13 protein-coding genes are annotated in these 23,397 nt (G+C 70.6%); 5 read left to right on the plus strand and 8 right to left on the minus strand.

Annotated elements, in window-relative coordinates; all coding sequences use genetic code 11:
* Window positions 1-9: 9 nt before the first annotated feature.
* Entirely contained in the window at window positions 10-1,194 is a 1,185-nt protein-coding gene (locus ACIBG8_RS49595) for a helix-turn-helix domain-containing protein (protein ID WP_397350328.1), read from the plus strand.
* Here the strand turns inward: ACIBG8_RS49595 and ccrA are convergent.
* Together ccrA and ACIBG8_RS49605 are read right to left on the minus strand one after the other, a co-directional pair.
* Window positions 1,175-2,458 (minus strand): crotonyl-CoA carboxylase/reductase, encoded by a 1,284-nt coding sequence (ccrA, locus tag ACIBG8_RS49600; RefSeq protein ID WP_397350329.1) that lies wholly within the window; start codon window positions 2,456-2,458, stop codon window positions 1,175-1,177. The genes ACIBG8_RS49595 and ccrA overlap by 20 nt on opposite strands.
* Window positions 2,455-8,538, minus strand: a complete 6,084-nt coding sequence (locus tag ACIBG8_RS49605) for an SDR family NAD(P)-dependent oxidoreductase (protein ID WP_397350330.1) — start codon at window positions 8,536-8,538, stop codon at window positions 2,455-2,457. The genes ccrA and ACIBG8_RS49605 overlap by 4 nt, the downstream gene beginning before the upstream one ends.
* A 195-nt stretch (window positions 8,539-8,733) precedes the next feature.
* Between ACIBG8_RS49605 and ACIBG8_RS49610 the strand changes: the two genes are divergently transcribed.
* The 3 genes from ACIBG8_RS49610 (at window position 8,734) to ACIBG8_RS49620 (ending at window position 11,900) form a co-directional block, all read left to right on the plus strand.
* Window positions 8,734-10,074, plus strand: a complete 1,341-nt coding sequence (locus tag ACIBG8_RS49610) for an alpha/beta hydrolase-fold protein (RefSeq protein ID WP_397350331.1) — start codon at window positions 8,734-8,736, stop codon at window positions 10,072-10,074.
* Between the two features lie 18 nt (window positions 10,075-10,092).
* Window positions 10,093-10,722, plus strand: coding sequence for a hypothetical protein (locus ACIBG8_RS49615; protein ID WP_397350332.1), 630 nt, complete (start codon window positions 10,093-10,095; stop codon window positions 10,720-10,722).
* A gap of 629 nt (window positions 10,723-11,351) precedes the next feature.
* Window positions 11,352-11,900, plus strand: coding sequence for a helix-turn-helix domain-containing protein (locus tag ACIBG8_RS49620; protein WP_397350333.1), 549 nt, complete (start codon window positions 11,352-11,354; stop codon window positions 11,898-11,900).
* Window positions 11,901-12,255: 355 nt separating this feature from the next.
* Here the strand turns inward: ACIBG8_RS49620 and ACIBG8_RS49625 are convergent, their stop codons facing one another.
* Window positions 12,256-14,022: a LuxR C-terminal-related transcriptional regulator gene (locus ACIBG8_RS49625; protein WP_397350334.1), complete on the minus strand. Its 1,767-nt coding sequence runs from the start codon at window positions 14,020-14,022 to the stop codon at window positions 12,256-12,258.
* A 171-nt stretch (window positions 14,023-14,193) separates the two neighbouring features.
* On the opposite strand from ACIBG8_RS49625, the gene ACIBG8_RS49630 reads away from it, so the two are divergent.
* Window positions 14,194-14,985, plus strand: a complete 792-nt coding sequence (locus tag ACIBG8_RS49630) for a LuxR C-terminal-related transcriptional regulator (protein WP_397350335.1) — start codon at window positions 14,194-14,196, stop codon at window positions 14,983-14,985.
* Here ACIBG8_RS49630 and ACIBG8_RS49635 read toward each other — a convergent pair.
* Genes ACIBG8_RS49635 through ACIBG8_RS49655 form a run of 5 tightly spaced genes read right to left on the minus strand, consistent with a single transcriptional unit; the run spans window position 14,970 to window position 23,314 of the window.
* A complete protein-coding gene (locus ACIBG8_RS49635) occupies window positions 14,970-16,259 on the minus strand; it encodes a hypothetical protein (RefSeq protein WP_397350336.1) in 1,290 nt (429 codons plus the stop codon). The genes ACIBG8_RS49630 and ACIBG8_RS49635 overlap by 16 nt on opposite strands.
* Before the next feature lie 52 nt (window positions 16,260-16,311).
* The gene (locus ACIBG8_RS49640) at window positions 16,312-17,694 is read right to left on the minus strand and encodes a glycosyltransferase (RefSeq protein ID WP_397350337.1); all 1,383 of its coding nucleotides are present in this window, start codon (window positions 17,692-17,694) and stop codon (window positions 16,312-16,314) included.
* Window positions 17,691-19,034 carry a DHA2 family efflux MFS transporter permease subunit gene (locus ACIBG8_RS49645; RefSeq protein WP_397350338.1) on the minus strand — a complete coding sequence of 448 codons (1,344 nt, stop codon included), beginning with the start codon at window positions 19,032-19,034 and terminating at the stop codon, window positions 17,691-17,693. Before ACIBG8_RS49645 ends, ACIBG8_RS49640 begins: the two co-directional genes overlap by 4 nt.
* Entirely contained in the window at window positions 19,027-21,567 is a 2,541-nt protein-coding gene (locus ACIBG8_RS49650) for an MMPL family transporter (protein WP_397350339.1), read from the minus strand. Before ACIBG8_RS49650 ends, ACIBG8_RS49645 begins: the two co-directional genes overlap by 8 nt.
* The gene (locus tag ACIBG8_RS49655; protein WP_397350340.1) at window positions 21,560-23,314 is read right to left on the minus strand and encodes a fatty acyl-AMP ligase; all 1,755 of its coding nucleotides are present in this window, start codon (window positions 23,312-23,314) and stop codon (window positions 21,560-21,562) included. Before ACIBG8_RS49655 ends, ACIBG8_RS49650 begins: the two co-directional genes overlap by 8 nt.
* Window positions 23,315-23,397 lie beyond the last annotated feature (83 nt).

Raw genomic sequence — 23,397 nt, forward strand, 5'->3', positions numbered from 1 at the left:
GGAGGGACGATGGCTATCAAGAGTGACGCGAGTGATATACGAATCTCCGCGGAAATCGTCAAGTCGCTCAGGCCGGGCATCGACCGGGTCTCCAAGGAGGTCATCCAGGAGATCCAGACCCGCATTCCCGAATACGCCAGACCCTCGGACGAGGTCTACATCAAGGTCGTCAGGACAGCCGTCGAGCAGGCCATCGACGGCTTCCTCGACCGTATGGAAAATCCCGACGCCCCGTGGGACCCCGAGCCCTTTCGCCTGATCGGCCGCGGCGAGGCGGCCGAGGGCCGCAATCTCGAACCCCTGCAGACGGCCATGCGCCTGGGAGCCCGCGTCGGCTGGCGGCGGCTCACCGAGATCGCCGAGCCGCTCGGGCTGTCCCCGCACTCGCTCTACGACCTGGGCGAGGCCATCTTCATCTACCTCGACCAGCTCGCCGACGCGGCCGCCGAGGGCTTCGACGAGGCCAGGGCGCACGCGGCTGGCGAGATGGAGCGGCGCCGCCACCGCCTGCTCGACCTGCTGCTCAGCCAGCCGCCAGCCTCGGGCGAGGCCATCGCCGACCTGGCCAAGGCGGCCGGGTGGCGGCTGCCGAAGACGGTGGCCTGCGTCGCGCTCGACGAAGGGCACGGCACCTACCGCACCCCGTCCCTGCCGCCGGACGTGCTGACCGGGCTGGAGCGGCGCAACCCCTGCCTGCTCGTGCCCGACCCGAGCGGGCCCGGCCAGGCGCAGACGCTGGAGCAGGCGTTACGCGGATGGAAGGCGGTCGTCGGCCCCGCCGTACCCCTGGCCGGGGCTGCCGCCTCGCTGCGGTGGGCCACCGAGGCGCTGTCATTGGCAAGGCGCGGGGTGCTGCCCAAGGGGCTGCTGCGGTGCAGCGAGCACATGGCCACGCTGGTCGTGTTCAAGGACGAGGAGCTGGTGAGCGCGCTGGCGGAGGTGCGGCTCGCGCCGCTGGCGCACCTGCGGCCGACGCAGCAGGACCGGCTGGCCGAGACGCTGCTGGCGTGGCTGCGCTACGGGCGCGGCGCCGGTGAGGTGGCCGCGCGCCTGCACGTGCACCCGCAGACCGTGCGTTACCGCTTACGCCAGTTGGAGGAGCTGTACGGCGAGCAGCTCGCCGACCCCGACATCCGCTTCGAGCTGGAAATCGTGCTCAGAGCCCGCCAATCCCTCATGACCGGAACAGCCTGAGCTTGTCCTCCCCGATGCGTTCGCGCAGGGCGTGGTCCTCGATGCCGAGGTCCTCCTCAGGCGCGAGGGCCAGGACGCCGACCTTGCCGACGTGCTCGTTCAGCTGTACGGCTCGCGCGGCGTCGGCGGCGCGCTCCAGCGGGTAGACCCTGGACAGCGTCGGGTGGATCATGCCGAGCGAGATCAGCCGGTTCACCTCGTGGCATTCCTGGTAGTTCGCACCGTGCGAGCCGATGATGCTCTTGAGCTTCATCCACAGGTGCCTGTTGTCGTACTCATGCGCGTACCCGCTCGACGACCCGCACGTCACCACCGACCCGCCCCGTCTGGCGACATACACCGACGCCCCGAACGTCTCCCTGCCCGTGTGCTCGAAGACGATCGCCGGGTCCTCGCCCACCTGCCTGCGCACCTCGGCGCCGAACCTGCGCCACGCCTTCTCGTCGTCGAGGTGCTCGAACTGCGACCGGTCGACCACATGTGAGCAACCCATGCGGCGCAGCAGCTCCGCCTTCTCCGGCGAGCTGACCACGCCCACCGGGATGCCGCCGCCGTTCTTGACGAGCTGCACGCCGTACGCGCCGAGTCCTCCGGTCGCTCCCCACAGCAGCACCACGTCGCCCTGGCGCATGCGGGAGCCGCGCTCGCTCACCAGCATCCGGTAGGCGGTCGAGGCGCAGAGCATGTTGCACGCCGCCTCCTCCCAGCTCAGGTGCCTGGGTTTGGGGAGCAGCTGGGTCGCCTTGACCACGGCGAAGTCGGCGAGGCCGCCGAAGTTCGTCTCGAACCCCCAGGCGCGCAGGTCGGCGCCGAGCATGCCGTCGTGGTGGGTGATCGGGTCCTCGCTGTCGACGTAGGCGGGGCTGGTCACCACCCGATCGCCGACCTTCCAGCGCCGTACGGCGACGCCGGTGCGGACCACGACTCCCGCGGCGTCCGACCCCACCACGTGCGTGGGCAGGTCGTGACGGGGATCGGTCCTGCCGAGCCGCTCCAGGAACGCGAACGTGGGGATCGGCTCGAACATCGCCGTCCACACGGTGTTGAAGTTGATCGCGCTGGCCATGACCGCGACCAGGACCTCGTCGGCGGCGAGCTCCGGCATGGGCACCTGGCCCACGTGCAGCGTCCGGCGCACGTCCTTATCCGGAAACATCCCGACCTCATCCTTGCGGACGTGGACGGCGCGGTAGGTCGACGGGACCTCCAGCGCGGCCAGCTCAGCGGGATCGGCGCCTTCGGCCACGGCTCGTGCCAGCGTCATAACAGTCCCTTCAGGTGCCCGGCGATGACCTCGACGTAGGGCGGATCGAGCAGGTTGAGATGATGCGCCCCCTCGATCGGCACGACCTCCAGCCGAGGGGCATAGGGCCCGAACCCCCGTGCCGGGTCGTCCTGATGCGCGTACCGCACGTCCTCAACCGCCCAGGGCGTGGCCTCGGTGGAACGAAAGAGCACGACCCTCCCGAGGTACGGCTGCGCCTCGTACTGCTCGATGGCCCGGGTGTCCTCGTGCGAGGTGATCTGGTGGCGCAGGATGGCCGGGCTCAACATCCCGAGGACCCCGGACTCGGCGATCCGTTCCTCGGTGAGCGCGAGCTGCCCCTGCTCGTCCAGCTCCCGCAGCTCCTCGAGCCCGAGCTGGACGTCGACGCCGTAGGTCTCCCGCAGATACCCCGAGAAATCCACATACCGCTGGGCCTGGATCTCCAGCCGCCGCTCCGGGTCCACCTCGTCCGGCAACCCAGAATCGATCATCACGACAACCTCGACGTCGCCCAGCTGCCTCGCGATCTCGAACGCCAGGATGCCGCCGAACGACCAACCCCCCAGCCTGTAGGGGCCGTCACAGGTCTGTCTGATCGCCCCGGCATAACGGGCGGCCCGCTCGACGATCCCCAGCTCCTCGCCAACCCGCTCCAGCCCGAACACCGGCACACCCAGCCGGTCGGCCAGCAACGCGTACACCCCGGTCGTCCCCCCGGCGGGATGCGCCAGGAACAGCGGAGCACCGTCACCCCCGCTCAGCCCGCGCACGATCCCACGCTCCGCCTCGCCCTCGTCCACCGCCCGAACCGCGTCAGCCACCTCAGCCACCAAGACCCCCACCACAGAGCCCCCCGCCCCCACACCGGACGCCACCGTACGGTCCTCCCCCACACCGGACGCCGCCGTATGGTCCCGCCCTCCGCCGGACCGCGCCGTATGGTCCACCCCCACACCGGACGCCACCGTATGGTCCCGCCCTCCGCCGGACCGCGCCGTATGGTCCACCCCCACACCGGACGCCACCGTATGGTCCCGCCCTCCGCCGGACGGCGCTGTAAGGTCTGCCCCCACACCGGACGGCACCGTATGGTCCCGCTCCAGAACGGACGGCACCGTACGGTCCAGCGCCGGGACGGACAGTGGTGTCCCCGGCATCGTCAGTGGGCGGCCCAGCTCTTCGGAGAGGAGGTCGAGGAGCACTTCGAGCACCTCCGGCTCGATCCTCTCGGTGACCGAGGGCTCGCGGCCGAGTACGCGGGTGAGGACCCGCACCACCTGGCGTTCCGCGGCGTCCCTGGGCCCGATCGCCGTCTGGGCCATCACCCCGCCGACGATCCCCAACTCCTGGGCGACCAGGAGCGCCAGCGCCCCCAACGTGCCCCCCTTGAGGAGGGGCGCGATGGGTACGGTCACCCCGAAGTCGTGCTCGATCGTCCCCCGCAACCGCGTGGCCGCCAGCGAGTCGAGCCCCAGATCCGTCAGCACGCTGGCCTCACCCAGCCACACCGGATCGAACCCCAGCACGGCAGCCGCCCGCTCGGTGACCTTGGCCGCGATGACCGCCAGCGCCTCGTCCGGCCCGAGGTCGGACAGGTCCCTGACCACCTCGGCCGCCACGTCCGCGACCAGCGAGAAGTACGGCATCCGCCCGACGGCCGGAAAGACGGCCGCAGCGACGGCGGGATCCAGCCGCACCACGCCCATGGACCGCCCACGCTGCAGCAACGCCTCCAACGCCTCGATCCCCTCACCGAGGGTCAGGGGTTCGACGGCGGGCATGGGGTTGGCGCCCTGCCAGGCCCCCCAGTTGATCGAGATCCCGCCGCGTTGCTCGCAGAGGGCGTCGAGGAAGGCGTTGGCGGTGGCGTAGGCGGCCTGGCCTGGCGACCCGAGGAGCGCCGCCGCCGAGGAGAACCCGACCCACCAGTCGAGATCCATCCCGCGGGTGGCCTCGTGCAGCAACAGACCACCGTGCACCTTGGCCCGCCAGACCCGCGCGACACTCTCCCTGTCCAGCTCGGCGGCGAGCCGGTCGTCGAGCACTCCGGCGGCGTGCACGACCCCGCGCAGCCGTACCCCATCTGCCGTGGCGACCTCGACGAGCCTGCGCACAGTGCCGGGATCGGCGAGATCCCCGACGACGACCTCAGCGGGAAGCCCGCCCAGATCGGCGGGCGCAGTCCGCCCGTTGAGCACGACCCTGGTAGCCCCCCGATCAACCAGCCAGCGCGCCACCACCAGCCCGAGCGCCCCGAACCCACCGGTGATCACATAACTCCCGGCCCCGACCACACCTCCCCGCTTCCCAAGGCCCCCGGTCGCAGCGGGGTGGACGAACTCGAGACCTGCGCGGGCGAGCCGAGCGAGCGGGCGTGACCGGTCGTTGCCGTCGCGAGTGAGCCGAGCGGGCGGGTGTGACGGGTCGTTGGAGTCGCGGGTGAGTTGGGGCTCTGGGCGGGTGGGGGTGAGGTCGGCGCGGGTCAGGCGGGCGGCGTAGCGGGTGCCGTCGCGCCACGACACCTCGTCGTCGTCGCTGTCCCCCGCGAGTTCCAGGTCCAGGGAATCGAGGGTGTCGACGTCGACGATCCTGGGGCGTACCTCGGGGTGCTCCAGAGCCAGCACCCTCACCAGGCCGCGCAGGGACGCGGCGACCGGGTTGCTGGACGCGTCCTGGGTGACGATGGTCAGCCTGCGCCCCTGCTGGGTCAGGTGCGCGATGTCCACGACGAGCTTCTCCGCCCGCCGCGGGTCCAGATCGGTGGGAACCAGGACGACCATCCCGTCGTCGCCGGGCGCGAGGCGGGACGCTCGCGGATCCCCCTCGTCGGCCAGGACGAACCACCCGCGAGCGCCGGCCGTCTCGCACCCGGCATCCACCAGCGGCGCCGGGACCCAGACCCGTTCGACGAGCTTGCCGTCCAACCGCACGGGAACCGCTACCGCCGGAATCTCACGGACCTCAATGCCCCCGAATGTCCCATCCACACCTACATGGGCGATGCTTTCCAGTCCTTCTGGGTACGGCTGCGCGTCGCTCATGCGGGCCGAGCCGTAGACGTGCCACACACCCGCCGCGTCCTTCGCGGTCACCTCGATCACGCCGTCCGCCAGCGTGACGGTCACCTGCGCCGGGAGGGGCAGGAGCTCGTGGAGCACGACGTTGTACAGGGAGGTCTCGCCGTACACCTCACAGGCAGCCGCCCAGGCGAGCCTCGCCACCGCGGTCACGGGGAGGATCGGGTGGCCGTGCCTGTGCCAGTCCTCCGGCGGGAGGCGCCAGGGGGCGTCGGACAGGTCGTCCAGCAGCGTCGTCCACGCGTGGCCCGCAGCCGTCTCCACGTGGGCGCCGAGCAGCGTGTGGCCGGAGGTCCTGTGGACGGGGGCCACCCAATGGCGGTCGTGTTTCCACGGGGTGGCGGGGACGTCCACGACGCGGCCGGCCGTACGGAGGCGTATGGAGGGGGCGGTTCGAGCCAGTTGCTGGTAGAACTCCGCGTCGTTGCCGCGCCTCAGGGAGTGGCTCGCCAGGCCCAGCAACGGATGCGGGCTGATCTCCGTGAAGGTGGTGAACCCGTCGTCCTGGGCGGCGCGGATCGCCTGCATCAGGCGCACCGGCCGGCGGATCCCCGCCGCCCAGTAGGCGGGGTCGAACGCCGGCGCCTCGCGGGGGTCGTCGAGGACCGTCGAGTAGTACGGCAGGCCGGGCTTGCCTGGGGCGATCGCGGCCAGTTCCTCACGCAGCAACGGCAGCAGCGGTTTGACCTGCGGTGAATGTCCGGCCCCCTCGGCGGTGAGGGTCCGGGCGAACAGCCCGCGCGCCTCCACCTCGGCCGCGAACCGCGCCACCCGGTGCGGGTCGCCGGTCACCACGGTCTGGGTGGGGCTGGAGTACACGGCGACGTGCAGATCGGAGGGGACCTCCTCTGCCGCCACCTCCAGCACGGCCATCGCGCCGCCGCCGCCGAGGGTGCCGAGGAGGCGTGCGCGCCTGCAGATGATCCGCACCGCGTCGTGCAGCCCGATGCCGCCGGACACCACGGCTGCCGCGACCTCGCCCATCGAGTGGCCGATCATCGCTCCAGGCGTGACGCCGTAGGCGGTCCACAGCCTGGCCAGGGCGATCTGCATCGCGAAGATCACTGGTTGTACGGTGGCCACGCCGGAATGCGCCGGGTCGAACAGCTCGATGCCCGCCTCGGCGCGCAGCAAGGGGGCGAGCTCGTCGAGGGCGGCTCGGAAGGCTGGCTCTTGTGCGTACAACGTCTGGCCCATGCCGGGCCACTGCGCGCCGTACCCGCTGAAGACCCACACGGGTGCGCCCTGGTGGACCGGCTCGGGGGTGAGGGACAGGAGTTTGGTGGAGAGTTCGGCGACGTCGGAGGCGACCACAGCTGCCCCCACCCGTCCGCGCCCTGCGCGTCTGGCCAACGTGTGGGCGACGTCGCCGAACTCCGTCTCCGGGACCCAGCCGGCGAGCTTGGTGGCGAACGACCGCACCCGCTCCGCTGTGGTGTCGGTCAGGACGAAGACCCGCTTGGCGGTGCCGTCCTGGGTGGTGAAGGGCTGGGGGGTGAAGGCGTCGAGGGCGACGTGGGCGTTGGTGCCGCCGAAGCCGAACGAGGACACCCCGGCCCGCGCGTCCCGCCGTGGCCACAGGGTCGGTTCTGTGACGACCTCGAGTTTGACGTGCGGGTTGCGTTCCCTGAAGTGGATGCTGGGCGGGATCATGCCGTGATGCAGGGCGAGCGTCGCCTTGATCAGCCCGGTGACCCCGGCAGCCGCCTCCAGATGCCCCAGGTTCGACTTCACCGAGCCGATCAGCACGTCCGGGCCGAGCGCCGCCACGATCGCCCGCGCCTCGATGGGGTCGCCGAGGAAGGTGCCGGTGCCGTGCGCCTCGATGTAGTCAGGCCCCCGGTCCAGCCCGCCGTACACCTCGCGCAGCAGCGCCTCCTGCGCCTCCGGGTTCGGCGCGACGAGCCCGTTGGACCGCCCGTCCTGGTTGACGCCGGTGGCCCTGACCACGGCGAGCACCCGGTCGCCGTCGCGCACGGCGTCCGCCAGCCGCTTGAGCACCACCACCCCGCAGCCCTCGGCTCGCACCATCCCGTCGGCCGACGCGTCGAAGGCCTTGCACCGCCCGTCGGGCGCGGTGCCGCCACCCTGGTCGAAAGCCATCGTGACGACCGGCGACAGCAGCAGGTTCACCCCTGCGGCCAGCGCCAGGTCGCTCTCCCCCGTGCGCAGGCTGCGCACGGCCAGGTGGGTCGCGACGAGCGACGACGAGCACGCGGTGTCCACGGCGAGGCTGGGCCCGCGCAGGTCGAGCAGGTAGGACAGGCGGTTGGCGGCGATGCTGGACGCCGCGCCGGTGGCCGTCCAGGCGTCGACCCTGGTGGCGTCCGCCGTGGTCAGGTAGGCGTACTCGTTGCCCGAGATGCCGACGAACACTCCGGTACGGCTGCCGCGCAACGACCTGGGCGCCAGGCCGCCGTGCTCCAGCGCCTCCCACGCGGTCTCCAGCAGGATGCGTTGCTGCGGGTCCATCGTGGCCGCCTCGCCAGGGGCGATGCCGAAGAACTCGGCGTCGAACCCGGCGACGTCGTCGAGGAAGCCGCCGTGCCTGGTGGTTCTGGCGAGCACTTCCGCAGTCCTGGCCGAGCCGTCGTCGAACAGCTCCCACCGGCCCTCGGGGACCTCGGTGACGGCGTCGCGCCCGTCCATGAGCAGGCGCCAGAACGCTTCGGGGCCGTGTGCCCCCGGCAGTCGGCACCCGAGCCCGACGACGGCGACGAGCTCTTCACCCGGTTTTCCCGGATCTTTCGTGACTTCGGGCGGCCGGGTCAGTGCGGCGGCGAGGCGGTTGACGGTCGGGTACTCCCACACCAGCGTCGGGTCCAGCTCCCTGCCCAGCAGCTCGGCCAGCTCTCCCGCCGTGGCCACCGCGTCCCTGGACGACAGCCCGAACTCCTCCAGCGGCCGGTCCGGATCCACCTGCTCGACCCGCAGATGGCAGCGGGAGGCGATCCGGTCGACGAGGAAGCGGCGGATCCCGCCTTCGCTGACTTCGTCCATGGTGATCGGCCAACCTACCGATCCCGGCGCGCCGGGGGCAGCACCGGAGCTTCACATTCCGCCGCCGAGATTTGTCACGGGCGTGATGATTTGTACGGCACAGCGCATGTGTGTGCGCCATTTCGTTGCATCTGGTCATAGCTGGGGTGCGGGGGTTGCGCCTAGCCTCGCCAGGCATCTGGAGAAGGGCTTCCCATGCGATCCCGTGGCTTCCTGGCGGTGGCGACCGTACTGCTCGTCGGCCTGAGCGCCACGCCCGCGCTCGCCGACCCCGACTGGTCGATCGACGGCCAGACCCCGCCGACGGCCCCGGTGAACGACGACAACCCGTTCCTGGACGACCCGAACGGCAAGCAGCCCCTCTCGACGGCGTCCGCTTCCCCTACGTCTGCTTCTCCTACGGGAGCGCCCACGTCATCCGCCTCCCCTGCCCCCACGCAGAAGGCCGCAACTACTCCGACGCGGCAGGACGCCGGAAGTGCCCGCTATGCCCCGTGGCAGAAGGCGTTGCCCGGCACCGCGAGGGTCGTCCGCGAGCGCTGGCTCGGCCCGAGGATGCTCGACCTCCTCATCTCCTCGCCGTCCATCGGACAGATGATGCCGGTACGCCTCCTCGTCCCCAAAGGCTGGGACAAGCGGGCGAAGCGCACCTGGCCCGTCCTCTACCTGCTGCACGGCGGCGCGGACAACTACACGTCCTGGACCAGGATGACCGACATCGCCGCCTTCACCGAGAACCTCGACGCGATCGTCGTCATGCCCGAGGCGGGGCGCGCCGGAAACTACTCCGACTGGTACAACAACGGCCGCGGGGGCACTCCCGCGTGGGCCACCTTCCACACCACCGAGGTACGCAGGCTCCTGGAGATCGGCTACCGCGCCGGGACCCGCAGGGCGATCGCCGGGTTGTCGATGGGTGCGTACGGGGCGATGAAGTACGCGGCGCGCTATCCGGGCATGTTCTCCTTCGTCGGGGCGTACAGCGGCATCATGGCCACCGAGATCCCGGGCATCCCGCAGATCATCCAGAACGCGCAGCTCAGCGAGCACCAGGACCCGAACGCGTTGTGGGGTGATCCGTACAAGAACCAGAAATACTGGGCGGCCAACGACCCGGTCGTGCTCGCGCCGAACCTCAAGGGCGTCAGCATCTACATGTCCAGCGGCACCACCAGCTTCGCCGGGCCGCTCGACCCGCCCGGCTCCCCGTGGCACCCGGCGCACCTCGGCGAGCCGATCTCGGCGTACACGGCGAAGGCCCTGAGCCAGCGGCTGGCAAGCCTGGGCATCCCGCACACCATGAACCTTTACACCAACGGCACCCATACATGGCCGTACTGGATCAGGGAGTTCAAGAACTCGTACCCGATGATCCTGGCCGCGCTGGGCCTGCGCGGGGGCGGTGCGCCGAAGGTCGGGCAGCAGGGGAACGACTGGCAGCTCGACAACCTCCCACCCATCATCCCGCCGAACGCGGTCCAGCCCGCGCCACTGCCCTTCGGCGTGAAGGACTTCACCATCGTCCCGCCAGGGTGAGTTCGTTATACTGAACGAATGGTTCAGCATAATAGATATCTGGACGATACTTACCTGACCGAGATCGAGACGATGGTGATCGCGTCCGGCCCCGACTGGGCGGCCGTGCGGGACAACGTCTTCCACCCCCAGGGTGGCGGCCAGCCCGCCGACAGAGGATGGCTGGCCGAGCAGGAAGTCGTTCCAGTACGGCAGGGCAACCTGGTCGTAGTGCCCGCCGTGGGCCTGGCAGAGGGCGACCGAGTGCACGCGCATGTGGACAGCGAACTGCGCCGACTACACGCCGCCCTGCACACAGCCGGACACTTGGTCGAGGCAGCCGGGCGAAGCAGGGGGTTGGAGATGACAGGCAGCATCCACTTCCCCGGCCAGGCAAGGATCGAGTTCACCCCACCCGAGGTGCTTCCCGAGGCGGAGGACTTGCTGGAGTTCACAGCAAAGGCCATCGCCGACGACCTACCGGTGACAGCGTCGTACGAGACAGAGGGCCTCCGCGTCGTACGCCTCGGCGCCCTGCACGCAGCACCCTGCGGCGGCACCCACGTCGGGCGCCTGAGCGACCTGGCCGAGCTCGCAATCACCGCGATCAAGGTCAAAAAGGGCCGCCTCCGCATCACCTACACCGCCTCCCACAGCCCACGCCGATGAGCGCGTGGAGACTCGGAGCTCTCCGACGCTGCCAAGGCAATGAGCAAGCACCTCCGGCCCACGCTCGCGGGTGGCTGGGACTGGCGATAATCGTGTCGACGAAGACAGCAAACGACTGACGACTGACAGATGACAGATTTCGACCGACACCTCACGACAGACGACCGACTGTCGATGACTGACGGTGGAGGACTGACGGTGGAGGACTGACGGTGGAGGACTGACGGCCAACCGCTGACGGCTCACGGCTAACGACCGACGACTGGCGGCCGACGGCCAACGGCCAGCGACGGACGGCTCACGGCCAACCGCTGACGGCTTACGGCTCACCGCCAACCGCTGACCGCTGACCGTGGAGGGCTGACGGCCGACCGCTGAGGGCTCACGGCCAACAGCTAACGGCGGGAGCGCCGACGGCTCACAGCCAACGGGCAACGGCCGACGGCGAGGACCGACGGGTCACGGCCACCCGCTGACGACGGACGACGGGAAGACGGACGACGGGAAGACGCACGGCGGGAAGACGCACGGCGGGAAGACGCACGGTGGGGAGGCGGACGGCGGACCGTTGATCGCTTCGATGGGGACAGTGGGACAGATGAGGGTGGCGGAAGGATGGTGGTGCGGCGATGATCGCGAGTAGTGCGGCGGCTGCTGCCGGTGCGCAGGTGCAGCGGCGGCGCAGGCAGCGGGGAATGAGCCAGGCCGAGCTCGCCAGGCGCACCGGCCTCAGCAAGGCGACGCTGTCGCAACTGGAGGCAGGCACGGGCAACCCGACCATCGACACCCTCGACGCCATAGCCGTAGCTCTGGCCATCCCCCTCACCGACCTGCTGACCCGCGACTCCCCCACGGACACCCTCCACCTCCCGGCGACCGAACCGCTCGACGGTGGCCCCACCAGGGAACTGCTCAGGAGGATCAGCGGCGGCCACAGCCTAGAGCTCTGGCGTCTCCGCCTCCCGCCGAACACCACCGTCGACGGCATCCCCCACGCTCCGGGCACGATCGAGCACCTGCTGATCTCGTCCGGCCACCTCACCGCGGGCCCGACGGACGACCTTAGGGAACTGGGGGAAGGCGACCTGCTGGCCTTCCCGGGAGACGCTCCGCACGCCTACAGGACAGAGGACACCCCCGCCGACGTGACCGTCGTCATCGCCTCCCCAGCCACCTGAGGGCAGGCAGGTAGGGCCGTCGAGCGCCCTCACGCGGCACGGCAGGTCATCCAGGCGGTCTGGAGGCAGGTGCGCGGGCCCGTGGTGCGGCAACCTCACGCGGTAATCGTCCAGGCAGTCTGGCGGCAGGTGAGCAAGGCCGCCGCGGTGCAGCCGCCCTACGGCTGGTGATCCAGACGCCCTAACGGCGGGTGAGTAGGGCCGCCGTAGTGCAGCCGCCTTACGACTGGTGATCCAGGCGACCCAACGGCGGACGAGCAAGGCCGCCGTGGTGCGGCTGCCTTACGGCTGGTCATCCGGCGGTCCGGCGGCAGATGAGCAGGGTGTGGTGCGGCAACCTGACAGTCGGGCTGGCCTACCGGCAGGTGAGTAGGGCGGTGAGGGCGGCGCGGGAGGAGATGCCGAGCTTGGCGTAGATGCCGGTCAACGTCGACTCGACCGTGCGTGCGCTGACGAACAGCCGCGCTGCGATCTCCCTGTTGCTGCATCCGGCCACCACCAGGTCGGCGACCTCGCGCTCCCGGCCGGAAAGCTCGACAGGGACCCGCACCAGTGCTCGCGCGGCTGCCTCGGCAAAGAGTCGTGCCCCGCACGAAGCGGCCAGCTCACGCGCCCGCAGCAGATGCCCCCGAGCCTCCTCAGCCAAGCCCGACGCGCCCACAAAGCCAGAGGCCCCCGAGGGACCAGAAGCCTCCGCGCGACCAGAGACCCGAACACCCGCGAGGTCAGAGGCCCCCACACCCTCGAAACCAGAGGCCCCCGCGCCCGTGTAGCCAGGGGTCTGCGCCGCCGCGAAGCCAGAGGGCTCCGCGCCCACGAAGCCAGAGGGCGCGCGCAAAGCATCGGAGGGCCGAGTGCCTGAAGAGTCCGAGGACCGCGCACCCAAGGGCCCGGAGGGTCGGGCGGCCAAGGGCCCGGAGGGTCGGGCGGCCAAGCGGTCGGAGGGTCGGCTGTCCAAAGGGGCGGAGGGCGGCGTGCTCGAAGGGGTGGAGGGTTGGGTGTCCAAAGGCGCGGAGGGTTGGGTCAAAGCGAGGTCGGAGGCAAGCGTGCCTGCCAGGACCCTCGCGGAGGCCGCCTCCGCCAGATTCCCCTCCGCCTCGAAGCGCATCGCCACCGAAACCGCCAGCGGCAGCGAGCGCAACGCCCCCGCCAATGCCAACCGCGCCCGCCCGTCCACCAGCCCGTGCCCGCAAGCAAGCGCCCCCCGCGCAGCACGCTCGGCCTCGCCGTACCTCCCCAAAGCGCGCATCGCCTCCGACAGCACCACCAGATGGCGCGATCGCCGCAACGGCTCGAAAAGGTGCAACGAGTACCCACCCCCAACCCCGACGAGCAGGTCGGCACACCCAGCCGCATCCCCGTGCAACAGCCGCACCGCCGCCAGGATCCCAGCCGCAGTACGGCCGGCCCGCCGCGCGGCCGCCGATGCCAGGCGTTCAGCGGACTCCGCCTCCCCCATCCAGATCAGCACCTCACACTGGTGCGACCGCGCGATCAACGCCCGCGGATGGTCCCCAGCGAAGACCGCCGCGTGGTCCAGCGTCTCCACCGCCTGCGACAACTGCCCCCGCACCCCCTGAGCGATGCCGAGGCAGTGCGACATCGACGCCTCCACGTAGGCCCCGCCAAGCCGCATCCCGCGCTCCGCGTGCCGTACGGCGTCCGCTGGACGGTTGATCAGCAGCTCCGCCCAGCTCAGCCACTCGAGCGCCGGGTAGTGATCATCGGGCAACGAGTCCACCAGCCCGGCCGCCTTGGCGATGCGCGCGTACGTCCGCCGGATGCGCGCCCCCCGCGCGAGGTCACCGTACGCGCTCATGGCCAGCGCCGCCGCCTGCACCGGCTCGCCGCCCACCCGCCGCGCCGCCGCGACCACCGGCTCGGGCACCCCGTCGCCGATCGTGGCGGCGGCCAGCTCCAGCCGCAGTTCCACGGCCGACCGCTCCTCGCCGTCGGGCAGCGCTTCGATCTCCCTGGCGACCAGGGCGGCGGACTCCCGATAGCGCCCCAGCAGCCGCTCCACCCGGGCGCACCTGGCGACGACCGCCGCGCGGGCGCTTCCCGGCGGGAGCTCGACGATCGTCTGGTGTAACTGTGCACGCGTCGCGGAAAGCCACGTCATGACCCAGCTCCTAGAATATTGTTCTAATCATATGCCTTGAACCCACCCGGATTCCACTGCGTACTACTCCACGGGGGCCCTACGGGAGGATTCGTGGGCAGGTCGCGTGCGTGGGCATTTCAGGTTCTCGCCGAACAACCAGCCAGACCATACGAAGCGGGCGCACATGCCGTGCTCGCCGTCTCTTTCTGCCACGACGGGCGACGCGCTTCGGCCGAGGGGCACGCGGCGAGATGCGCCGACCTGTTCGACAGCCTGCTGGACGGCGAGCTGTCAGAGGCGCTGGAGGCGGCACTCCTGGTGGCCTGGGCGGAGATCCACGTCGAACGGCACGCGGACGCCGTACGCCACCTGGTCCGCGCACTGCCGCTGGCCGGGCGCCCCCTCGCCGACGACCTCAGGTCCGCGCTCGCGGTGGCCCGCGTGGGGACGGGCGAGCTCGACCTGGACGAGGCCGCCCTGTGGCCCCAGGCCGTCCCGGGCAGGCACGACTACGCCCTGCTCGCCCGCGCCAGAACCCTGGCGACGCAGGGCGACGAACGGCAGGCGGCGCACCTGGCGGGCGAGGCGGCGGGGCGGTTCGCCGCGGTCGGGGCCAGGATGTACGAGGCGCAGGCCAGGCTGCTGGCCGGGAGTGCGCAGGCCGACGCGGGCGAGCTGAGCAGGGCCAAGGCGTTGTTCGAGTCGTGTGGCAGCCCGCGTTTCGCCGAGCTGGCCATGGCGGAGCTGCGCAGGCTCGGCCCCCGGCGTACCCGGGGAAGTGCCGACTCCGCCGACCTGACCGTCCGAGAGCGTGAGGTCGCGCTGCTGGTCGGTGAGGGGCTCACCAACCAGCAGATCGCGGGCCAGCTACGGCTCAGCGTGAAGACCGTCGAGACGCACCTGGGCAAAGTGTTCAGGAAGGCGGGCGTGACGAACCGGTCGAGCCTCGTCACGACCCTCGCCGGTCAGCCGCGCACGTAGAGCTGGCCGAACACCTCGGCGAGCTTCTTCATGTCGGTGGCGACGTCCACCTCGGGGGCCGCCGGGTCGTAGATCGTGGCGAGCCTGGGCTTCACCGAGCCGAGCAGCTTGAGCTTCTCCCAGGTCGGGTTGTCGGCGTTCTTGGCGCCGAGCACGCGGTTGACGGTGCCGTTCGGGTCCTGCCAGCGCGTCCACAGCGTGACGGTCTCCGCGGCGTCCGCCTGCAGCACGGCCGCCACCCGCTCGGTGATCGTCTTCTCGGCCTGCTCCGCTGTCAGCTTCGAGGAGTCGGGGGCGGTGAAGACCGCGTCCTCGGCGGCGATCTGCGCGTAGGCGTCCCAGGCGCGGGCGCGCACCTGGATCCACTGGTTGCGCTGCGCCTCGGCCGCGTCGATCTTCCAGGTGGTGAACTCGGTGGCCAGGTGGCCGTCGTCGAGGCCGAGCTGGTCCACGGTGCCCGCGGCGAGCAGGCGGGTGAACAGCTCGGGGTCGAGCGTCGGGTACTTCTTGGCGATCTCGGTCTTGCACGCGTCGTTGGCGCCGCAGCCGAACAGCGGGATCACGGTGTGGATCGCCAGCTTCTTGCCCGGCACCACCTTGCGCAGCGCGGCCGAGGCCTCGGTGACGAACTTCTCGACCTCTTCCGCGGTGGTCAGCGTCTGGTTGTAGCCAACCTGGGAGGAGAACCTGACGCCGATCACGCCGGGCTGCGCGGTGAGCGCGGCCACCTGCTTGACGGCCTCGGCGAGCTTGCCCGCCTTCCAGTCGTCCGCCAGGTCGGTGTCGATCCACACCCGCAGGCCAGAGGCGGTCGCGGTCTTGGCCGACTGGCCGGCCGGGGTCTCGGCAGCGGCCTTGAGGTCCTCCTGCGAGACGGTGTCGGGGTCGACGGAGCAGGTCGTCTCGCCGTCCTTGCACTCCGGCTTGCCCTCGTCGTCCTCGGCGCCCGGCACGTCGGGGTCGCCCGCGTCGTGCGGGATGCCGTCGCCTTCGAGGTCGTCCGAGCAGACGTTGCCCGCCTCGGTGCAGTTGACCTTCGGCGAGTCGAAGGGCTGGGTGTTCTTCATGTTCTCGCCGTCGTTGCCGAGCCAGAACTTGGCGATCTCGGCGGCCTCCTCAGGGGTGGCCAGCCAGCGGCAGACGACGTACGCCGGGGTGTCCGAGGCCATCAGGTCCTTGCAGCTCTTCGAGTCGTCCGCGGCCGAGGCGTTCGGCGCGACGATGCCGAGCAGTGCTAAGGCGAGGGCGATGACGAAGAATTTCCGCTGTCGCATGGGACCTACTCCACGAGGGGATCAAGGGGGCATCTGCACCCTATCCGGACGATCAATACTGTTCAATGAGGTCGACCGCGGTCTTCACGCCGTCTTCAACTTCCAGTAACCGCCCGAGTTGCGCTGATTTTTCAACATATTGGGGTACGGCCAGCAGCCTTTCTCGCAGGTCAGCCCCCACGGGAGGACCCGCGCCCAGCGCCGCCACCCTCCTCGCCCAGAAGGGCTGGTCGGCGAAGAACGGGCACACGATATTCGGCACCCCAGCCGTCAAAGCGGCGCCCGTCGTGCCCGCGCCGCCGTGGTGCACGATCGCCGCCATGCGCGGGAAGAGCAGATCGTGCGGCACGTCACCGGCTACGAAGACGTCGTCGGACGGCTCGGCGGTCAACCCCTGCACCACGACCCGCCCCTTGACCTCATCGAGCACCGACGAGCGGCCCGCCATGCTGCCGAACCCCACGTACACCGGCTTCGGCCCGGCCTGCAGGAACGCCTCCAGATCGTCGGGCAACCGTTCCCCCGCGACCCGCCAGTAGCCGGTGAGATGCACGTGCTCCGGCCAGTCGCGGGGGCGGTCGACCACGTGCGGGCTGACCCCGCAGAGCACCGGCACCCGGCCCCTGCGGTCGGCGGCGAACGGGCTGCCTCGCATCGGCGCCAGGCCGAGGACGCTGCCACGCAGCCTGTTGACCATCCTGGCGAGCATGAGCCAGCTCAGCCGCTCGATCAGCGCGTAGCTGATCCGGTTGCCTACCGCGCCGAGGCTCCTGGCGTCGATCAGCGGGTTGGGGAACGCTCGGGTGGGCTCGCTGGGCTGGAAGTGGAGCAGCATGTACGGCGTGCCGTACAGGTCGTGCAGGTGCCTGCCGAAGCTGCCCAGCGCCGGGGCCAGCACGAGGTCGGCCTTCGCGCAGGCGGCGTCGACCTCGGCCACGAGCCTTTCGGCGAGCGGTTCCACCACGGTCCTGAAGCCGCGGACGAAGCCGAGCGGGCCGCTGCGCAACCACGCCTGGCCCTCCTCGCTCTCCACGATCGCCATCGGGTCGACGCTGAGCGGCGCGTGGGCCAACCTTGCCCCAGGGACCCTTTGAGAGATCCACCCTCGGGGAGGGGTCCCCTCCTGCGAAGGAGTTTCCCTTTGGGGATGGATCCCTCTTTTTGGGGTCTTGGGGTCGGGGTTGCGGTCAGGGCTGCGGGTGGAGTCGGGGCTGCGGTTGTGGTGGTCGGAGGTGCGGGTGGGGTCGGGGGTGCGGTTGTTGTGGTCGGGGGCCGAGGTTGGGGTGGGGTCGGGGATGGGGGTGGTTATCAGGGGGGCGTAGCGGGCGGCTGCGACGACTGTCACGCTGTGGCCGCGCTGGGTCAGGCCCTGGGCCAGGGCCACGCACGGCTGGGTGTCGCCGCGTGAGCCGAGGGCCAGGATGGAGATCCTCATGGCAGCGTGTTCAGGCTGATCAGCGAGCCGCCCACGACGAGCGCGGCGGCGGTGAGGAGGCCGATGGAGTAGCCGCGCGAGAAGGTGTCCGCGGTGTGGACGATCGCCCCGATCGCCGCAATCCCGAAGAGGCCTGAAATTTCACGACCCACGGTGAAGACGCCGCCTGCCACCCCCGCCTGCGCCTCGGGGACCGCGCCCAGCACCGCCGAGCCCAGCGGCATCGTCAGCGCCGAGCCCACCCCGATCGCGCACACGGCGGGCAGCAGGTCCGCCCACCCGTCGCCGGACCGCAGGAACGCGACCGCCGCCATCCCCGCAGCCACCAGGGCCAGGCCCAGGGCGACGGTGTGGCCGGGGCCCAGCCGTACCTCCAGCTTCGGCACCAGTGGCGTCACCACGACCACCAGCAGCGCCAGCGGCACGAACGCCAGCCCCGACGCGGTCGGCGAGAAGCCGAGCACCCCCTGGAGGAACAGCGCCGTGTAGAAGAAGACGCCGTTGACGCCCAACCCCCAGAGCACCTGCGCGGCGACGCCGCCACTGAACGTCCTGGAGCGGAAGAGCGCCAGCTCGACCATCGGATCCGCGGCCCTCCGCTCGACCACCAGGAACATGACGCCGCCCGCGGCGCTCGCCGCGAGGGCGGTGAGAATGAGCGGCGAGGTCCAGCCACGGTCGGCGCCGTGGATGAGCGCGAACGTCCCCGCGGACAGGAAGACGGCCGACGCCACCAGGCCGGGCAGGTCGAGCCGTCTGGGCGTGGGGCGCGACTCGGGGACTGCCGTCAGGGCGAAGGCGATGGTCACCGCGCCGATCGGGACGTTGATGAGGAACACCCAGCTCCAGTGGGTGTGCTGGCTCAGGTACCCGCCGACGACCGGGCCCAGGGCCAGGGCTCCCGCGCCGGAGGCCATCCAGACGGCCACGCCTGTGGACCGCTCGCCGTCCGGTCGCCCAGCCAGTACGGCGAGCGTTGCCGGGAGGATCAGCGCGGCGCCCATGCCCTGGATGACGCGCATCAGGACGAGCATCTCGATGGAGCCCGCCAGGCCCGCGCCCAGGGAGGCGGTGGTGAAGATGGTGAGTCCGGCGAGGAGCGCGTTCCTTCGGCCGTAGACGTCGGCGAGCCTGCCTCCGGCCAGCATGAGTCCGGCGAAGGTGATGATGTAGCCGGTGGCCACCCATTCCAGGGCGGGGAGGCTTGCTGCGAGGTCCTGCTGGATGGTGGGGAGGGCTACGGTCACCACAGTGTTGTCGAGGGTGGTGACGAAGCCTGCCAGGGCTACTACGAGGTAGAGGGGCCAGGTGCGGGTCGCTTGGAGGGCGAGCTCAGCCATCGACCTCGACCCACTTCCAGCCGCTGCCGTCGGCTTTGACCACCTTGGTACGGCCCGTAGCCACGCGCACCCAGCCGCCGGTGGACTCGTGTTCTGCTTTCAGCGGGACAGGGTCGGTGTCTGCGCTGAAGACCACTGAACGGACGGTTGCTGGCTCGCCGTCCTCTTCCGCCCAGTACCACCCGGGGCCGCTGGGGTTGGCCTTGATCACGCGCCCTCCTGTGCTCGCCGTAGAAGGGCGCCGAGCTCCACCGACGTCCCCGCTCGCCGTACCGGCGCCTGGGAGAAGCGCCGATGGGACAGCGAGCGGAGGGCTGGCGGGCGGAGGGGCGGGGAGGGGTGGGCGGGCAGGCGTGGCTGGGAGGGGTGGAGTGGTGGCGGTTGCTGCGGGTGGGGTGTGGAGGTCCATGTGGGTGTGGAGGCGGCGTAGCCACGGGGGGAGCCACCAGTTGGCCGCCCCCAGCAGCCGCATCGTGGCGGGCACCAGCAATGCGCGCACCAGCGTCGCGTCCACCACGATGGCCACGAACATCCCGACCCCGAGCAACTTCACGATCGTGATCCCCGCGGTCGAGAACGCCCCGATCACCACCAGCAGCAACAACGCCGCGCTCGTGATGATCCCGCCCGTCTTCTGAAGACCCACTGCCACGGCCACGGTGTTGTCCCCGGTCCGCAGCCACTCCGCCCGCACCCGCGACAGCAGGAACAGCTCGTAGTCCATCGACAGCCCGAACACCACCGCGAGGATCAGCACCGTCACCGTCGCCTCGATGGACCCCGTCGACGTGAACCCCAGCACGGAAGCCAGGTGCCCGTCCTGGAACGCCCACACGATGACCCCGAACGACGCCCCGATCGACACCACGTTCATCAGCAGCGCCTTCAACGGCAACACCAGCGACCCGAAGGCCGCGAACAGCAGCACCCCCGTGACCCCGCACACCACCAGCACCATCCACGGCAGCGTCGCCGCCAGGCTGGCCATGAGGTCCATCTGCGCCGCCGTCGACCCGCCGACGACCACCTGGCGGAAGTTCGGCTCCAGCGTCATCGAGCGGATCAGCGTGACCAGCCGTTGCGCCTGGTCCGACATCGGATCAGCGCCATAACGTACGGCCAGCCGTACCGCGCCGTTGTCCTGCGAGAACCCCGTGACGTCGACCCCGGTCACCCCTGGCAGGTCCTTCAGCCGCGAGACGAACGGCTTGACGTCCAGCGGGCTGACCTCGGTGGCCCCGTAGCCGTCCTCCCGCAGATCCCGCTCGACCAGCACCTGGACGTCGATCGTCGCCATGGTGTTCCTGGCGAAGTCACGGTCGATCGTCTCGGCCACCTGCCGCGACTCCACCCCGGACGGCAGCACCCGGTGGTCCACGTTGCCGAACCGCACGTGCAGGAACGGCAGCGCCAGCGAGACCAGCACCACGGCCACGACGACGAGATACAGCACCGGCCGCCGCATCACGCTGGACGCCACCCGATGCCACAGGCTCCCCTCGGCGAACCCGAACCGCGGCGTGACCCGCAACGCGTCCACCCCAGGCCCCAGAACGGCGAGTACGGCAGGCAGCACGACCAGCGCCGACACCATCGCCACCACCACGACGGCCGCCGCGCCGAGCCCGATGGACCGCAGGAACATCTGCGGGAACAACAGCAGCCCGAGCAGCGCCGTGGCCACCGTGAGCCCGGAGAACGCGACCGTGCGCCCGGCCGTCGCCATGGTCCGCACCACGGCCTGCTCCCTGGTCGCCCCCGCGCGGATCTCCTCCCTGAAGGCGCTCAGGACGAAGAGCGAGTAGTCGATCGCCAGCCCGAGCCCCAGCATGGTGACCACGTTGAGCGAGAAGACCGACACGTCGGTCACCTCGGTCAGCAGCCTGAGCAGCACCAGCGCCCCGAGCACCGAGAACAGCCCGACGACCAGCGGCAGCCCGGCCGCCACCAGGCTGCCGAACACCAGCACCAGCAACACGAGCAGCACCGGCATCGAGATCGTCTCAGCCCTGGCCAGGTCGGCGCCGGTCTGGTCGTTGAGGTCCTTGACCAGCGGCACCGAGCCGCCGATGCGCACATCGAGGTTGGCGACGCGCAGCTCGTCCTTGATCGCGGCGTAGTTCTGTTGCTTGGTCTGCGGGCCGCCGCGCAGCGTGATGAGCGCGTAGGTGGCGTAGCCGTCCTTGGAGACCAGTTGCTTGGAGCGCGACGACCAGTAGGTGACGATCCTGCGCACCTTGGACGACGGCAGGGCCCTGAGCACGTCGTGTACGGCCTGGCGGTACCGCTCGTCGGCGACCTTGACGGTGGCGTGCCGGTAGAGGACGACGACGTCGGGGGCGTTGCCGCTGTACCACTCGTCGTTCCAGCGGGCCGAGGTGGTCGACTCGGCGGCCGGGTCCTCGAACCCGCCGTCCACCATGCGGCCGAACAGCTCCAGGCCGAAGGGCGCGACGAGGATCGCCGCGACCAGGCTCAGTACCAGGAGCGTCCAGCGGCCTCGATAGACGAACCGGCCGAGCGACTCAAACAAACGCGCCCTCCAGGTAGGCCTGCTGGCAGGCCCGCCGGGCGATCTTCCCGCTGGACGTGCGCGGTACGGCTCCCGCCTCGGTCAGGACGACGTCATACACCGATAAATCATGATTTCTCGCGACAGCCGCCCTGACGGCGGAGACCACCTCGTCCACGGACGCCGTCGCCCGCCGGGACCGCTCCGCCACGACCACCAGCCGCTCGGTCTCCTCGCCGGGCACCGCGAAGGCGGCCACGTGGTCGCGGCGGATGGAGTCGCTGGCGTCCTGGACGGTCACCTCGATGTCCTGCGGGTAGTGGTTGCGGCCGTCGACGATGATGAGGTCCTTGACCCGCCCGGTGATGTACAGCTCGCCGTCGTAGATCACGCCCAGATCCCCGGTGCGGAGCCAGCCGTCCACGAACACCTCAGAGGACCGCTCGGGATCCCGCCAGTAGGCCCGCGCCACGTTGTCCCCCCGCACCCGGATCTCCCCGACAACCCCCTCAGGGACACCCCCTGGGAAGGGCTCCTCCCCCTGCCCGCCCCCACCCCCCTCTTCTCCCACCACAACCCCCTTGGGGTTGTTGGGGTTGTTGGGGTTGTTGGGGTTGTTGGGGTTGTTGGGGTTGTTGGGGACGATCTGTACTTGCTGTCCGGTGGGTTTGCCGTGGGAGACCAGGACGCTCTCGGCGCCGACGGGTGGCACCGCGCGTCCCTCGCCGAGGGCTTCGCGGTCGAAGGCGGTCACGCGCATCGGGAGGTCCCTGTGCATCGCGGACACGAAGACCGTCGCCTCGGCCAGGCCGTACGCGGGAGTGACGGCCGACGGCCGCAACCCGCACGGACCGAAGACCTCGTTGAAGCGCCGCACCGTAGCAGGCCGTACCGGCTCCGCGCCGTTGAGCATGACGCGCACACCCGACAGGTCCAGAGCGGCCAGCTCGTCAGGCGTCACCCGCGACGCCGCGTACTCGAAGGCGAAGTTCGGCCCCCCGGTGTACACGTCAGGAACCCCGCTGAGCAGCTGCAACCACCGCACCGGCTGCATCACGAACGCCACCGGGTCCATGAACGTGACATGGTTCCCCCCGAGGATCGGCAGCGCGATGGTCGCGATCATCCCCATGTCATGGAACAACGGCAGCCACAGCGCCGCCGTGGAGGTGCGCGGCTGCGCGTCGAACGCCTCCCACAGCTGCGTAGCGTTGGCGAGGATGTTCCCGTGCGTGATCTCCACCCCGGCGGGCATCCGGGTGGAGCCCGACGTGTACTGCAGGTACGCCAGATCGTCCCGCCCCAGCGCGACCGGCTCGAACTCGTCGGCCAGCAACGAGGAGACCGCGTCCAGCACCACCACTTCCTTGGGCGCCGGAGCGTCCTCCAGGAACGCCCGCACCCCGTCCAGCGCGGCCGACGTGGTGAGCACGATGGCGGGCGAGGCGTCGGCGTAGGAGCGGGTGAGCCGGTCGGCGTGCCCCGGCAGGCCGGGCGCGAACAGCGGCACCGCGATGACCTTGGCGTACATGCAGCCGACCATCGCCACCACGTAGTCGAGCCCCTGGGGCGCGAGCACGGCGGCCCTGTCCCCCGGCCTGGCGAGCTCGCGCAGCCGTACGGCAAGCGCCCTGGCCCGCAGGTCGACCTGCCCCCACGTGAGCGTGTGCCGCGCGCCGTCGCCCAGATAGTCCACGAACGTGAACGCGGGCGCGGACGGAATCTCGCGCGCCCACCGCGCCACCCGGGCGACCAGCACCTCAGCCATGCCAGGGAAATTACGGCACAAAGGGCATGGATTCTTGCCAAACGCCTGCACATTCCGTGTCCGACGTTGTTACCGACGTGACA

This window comes from Nonomuraea sp. NPDC050556, from assembly GCF_044457355.1.
GTDB lineage: Bacteria > Actinomycetota > Actinomycetes > Streptosporangiales > Streptosporangiaceae > Nonomuraea.

Excerpts from the sequence above, each read along its gene's own strand:
- ACIBG8_RS49595 (WP_397350328.1), top strand. The coding sequence starts at position 10 with ATGGCTATCAAGAGTGACGCGAGTGATATACGAATCTCCGCGGAAATC.
- ccrA (WP_397350329.1), bottom strand. The coding sequence starts at position 2,458 with ATGACGCTGGCACGAGCCGTGGCCGAAGGCGCCGATCCCGCTGAGCTG.
- ACIBG8_RS49605 (WP_397350330.1), bottom strand. The coding sequence starts at position 8,538 with ATGGACGAAGTCAGCGAAGGCGGGATCCGCCGCTTCCTCGTCGACCGG.
- ACIBG8_RS49610 (WP_397350331.1), top strand. The coding sequence starts at position 8,734 with ATGCGATCCCGTGGCTTCCTGGCGGTGGCGACCGTACTGCTCGTCGGC.
- ACIBG8_RS49615 (WP_397350332.1), top strand. The coding sequence starts at position 10,093 with ATGGTTCAGCATAATAGATATCTGGACGATACTTACCTGACCGAGATC.
- ACIBG8_RS49620 (WP_397350333.1), top strand. The coding sequence starts at position 11,352 with ATGATCGCGAGTAGTGCGGCGGCTGCTGCCGGTGCGCAGGTGCAGCGG.
- ACIBG8_RS49625 (WP_397350334.1), bottom strand. The coding sequence starts at position 14,022 with ATGACGTGGCTTTCCGCGACGCGTGCACAGTTACACCAGACGATCGTC.
- ACIBG8_RS49635 (WP_397350336.1), bottom strand. The coding sequence starts at position 16,259 with ATGCGACAGCGGAAATTCTTCGTCATCGCCCTCGCCTTAGCACTGCTC.
- ACIBG8_RS49640 (WP_397350337.1), bottom strand. The coding sequence starts at position 17,694 with ATGAGGATCTCCATCCTGGCCCTCGGCTCACGCGGCGACACCCAGCCG.
- ACIBG8_RS49645 (WP_397350338.1), bottom strand. The coding sequence starts at position 19,034 with ATGGCTGAGCTCGCCCTCCAAGCGACCCGCACCTGGCCCCTCTACCTC.
- ACIBG8_RS49655 (WP_397350340.1), bottom strand. The coding sequence starts at position 23,314 with ATGGCTGAGGTGCTGGTCGCCCGGGTGGCGCGGTGGGCGCGCGAGATT.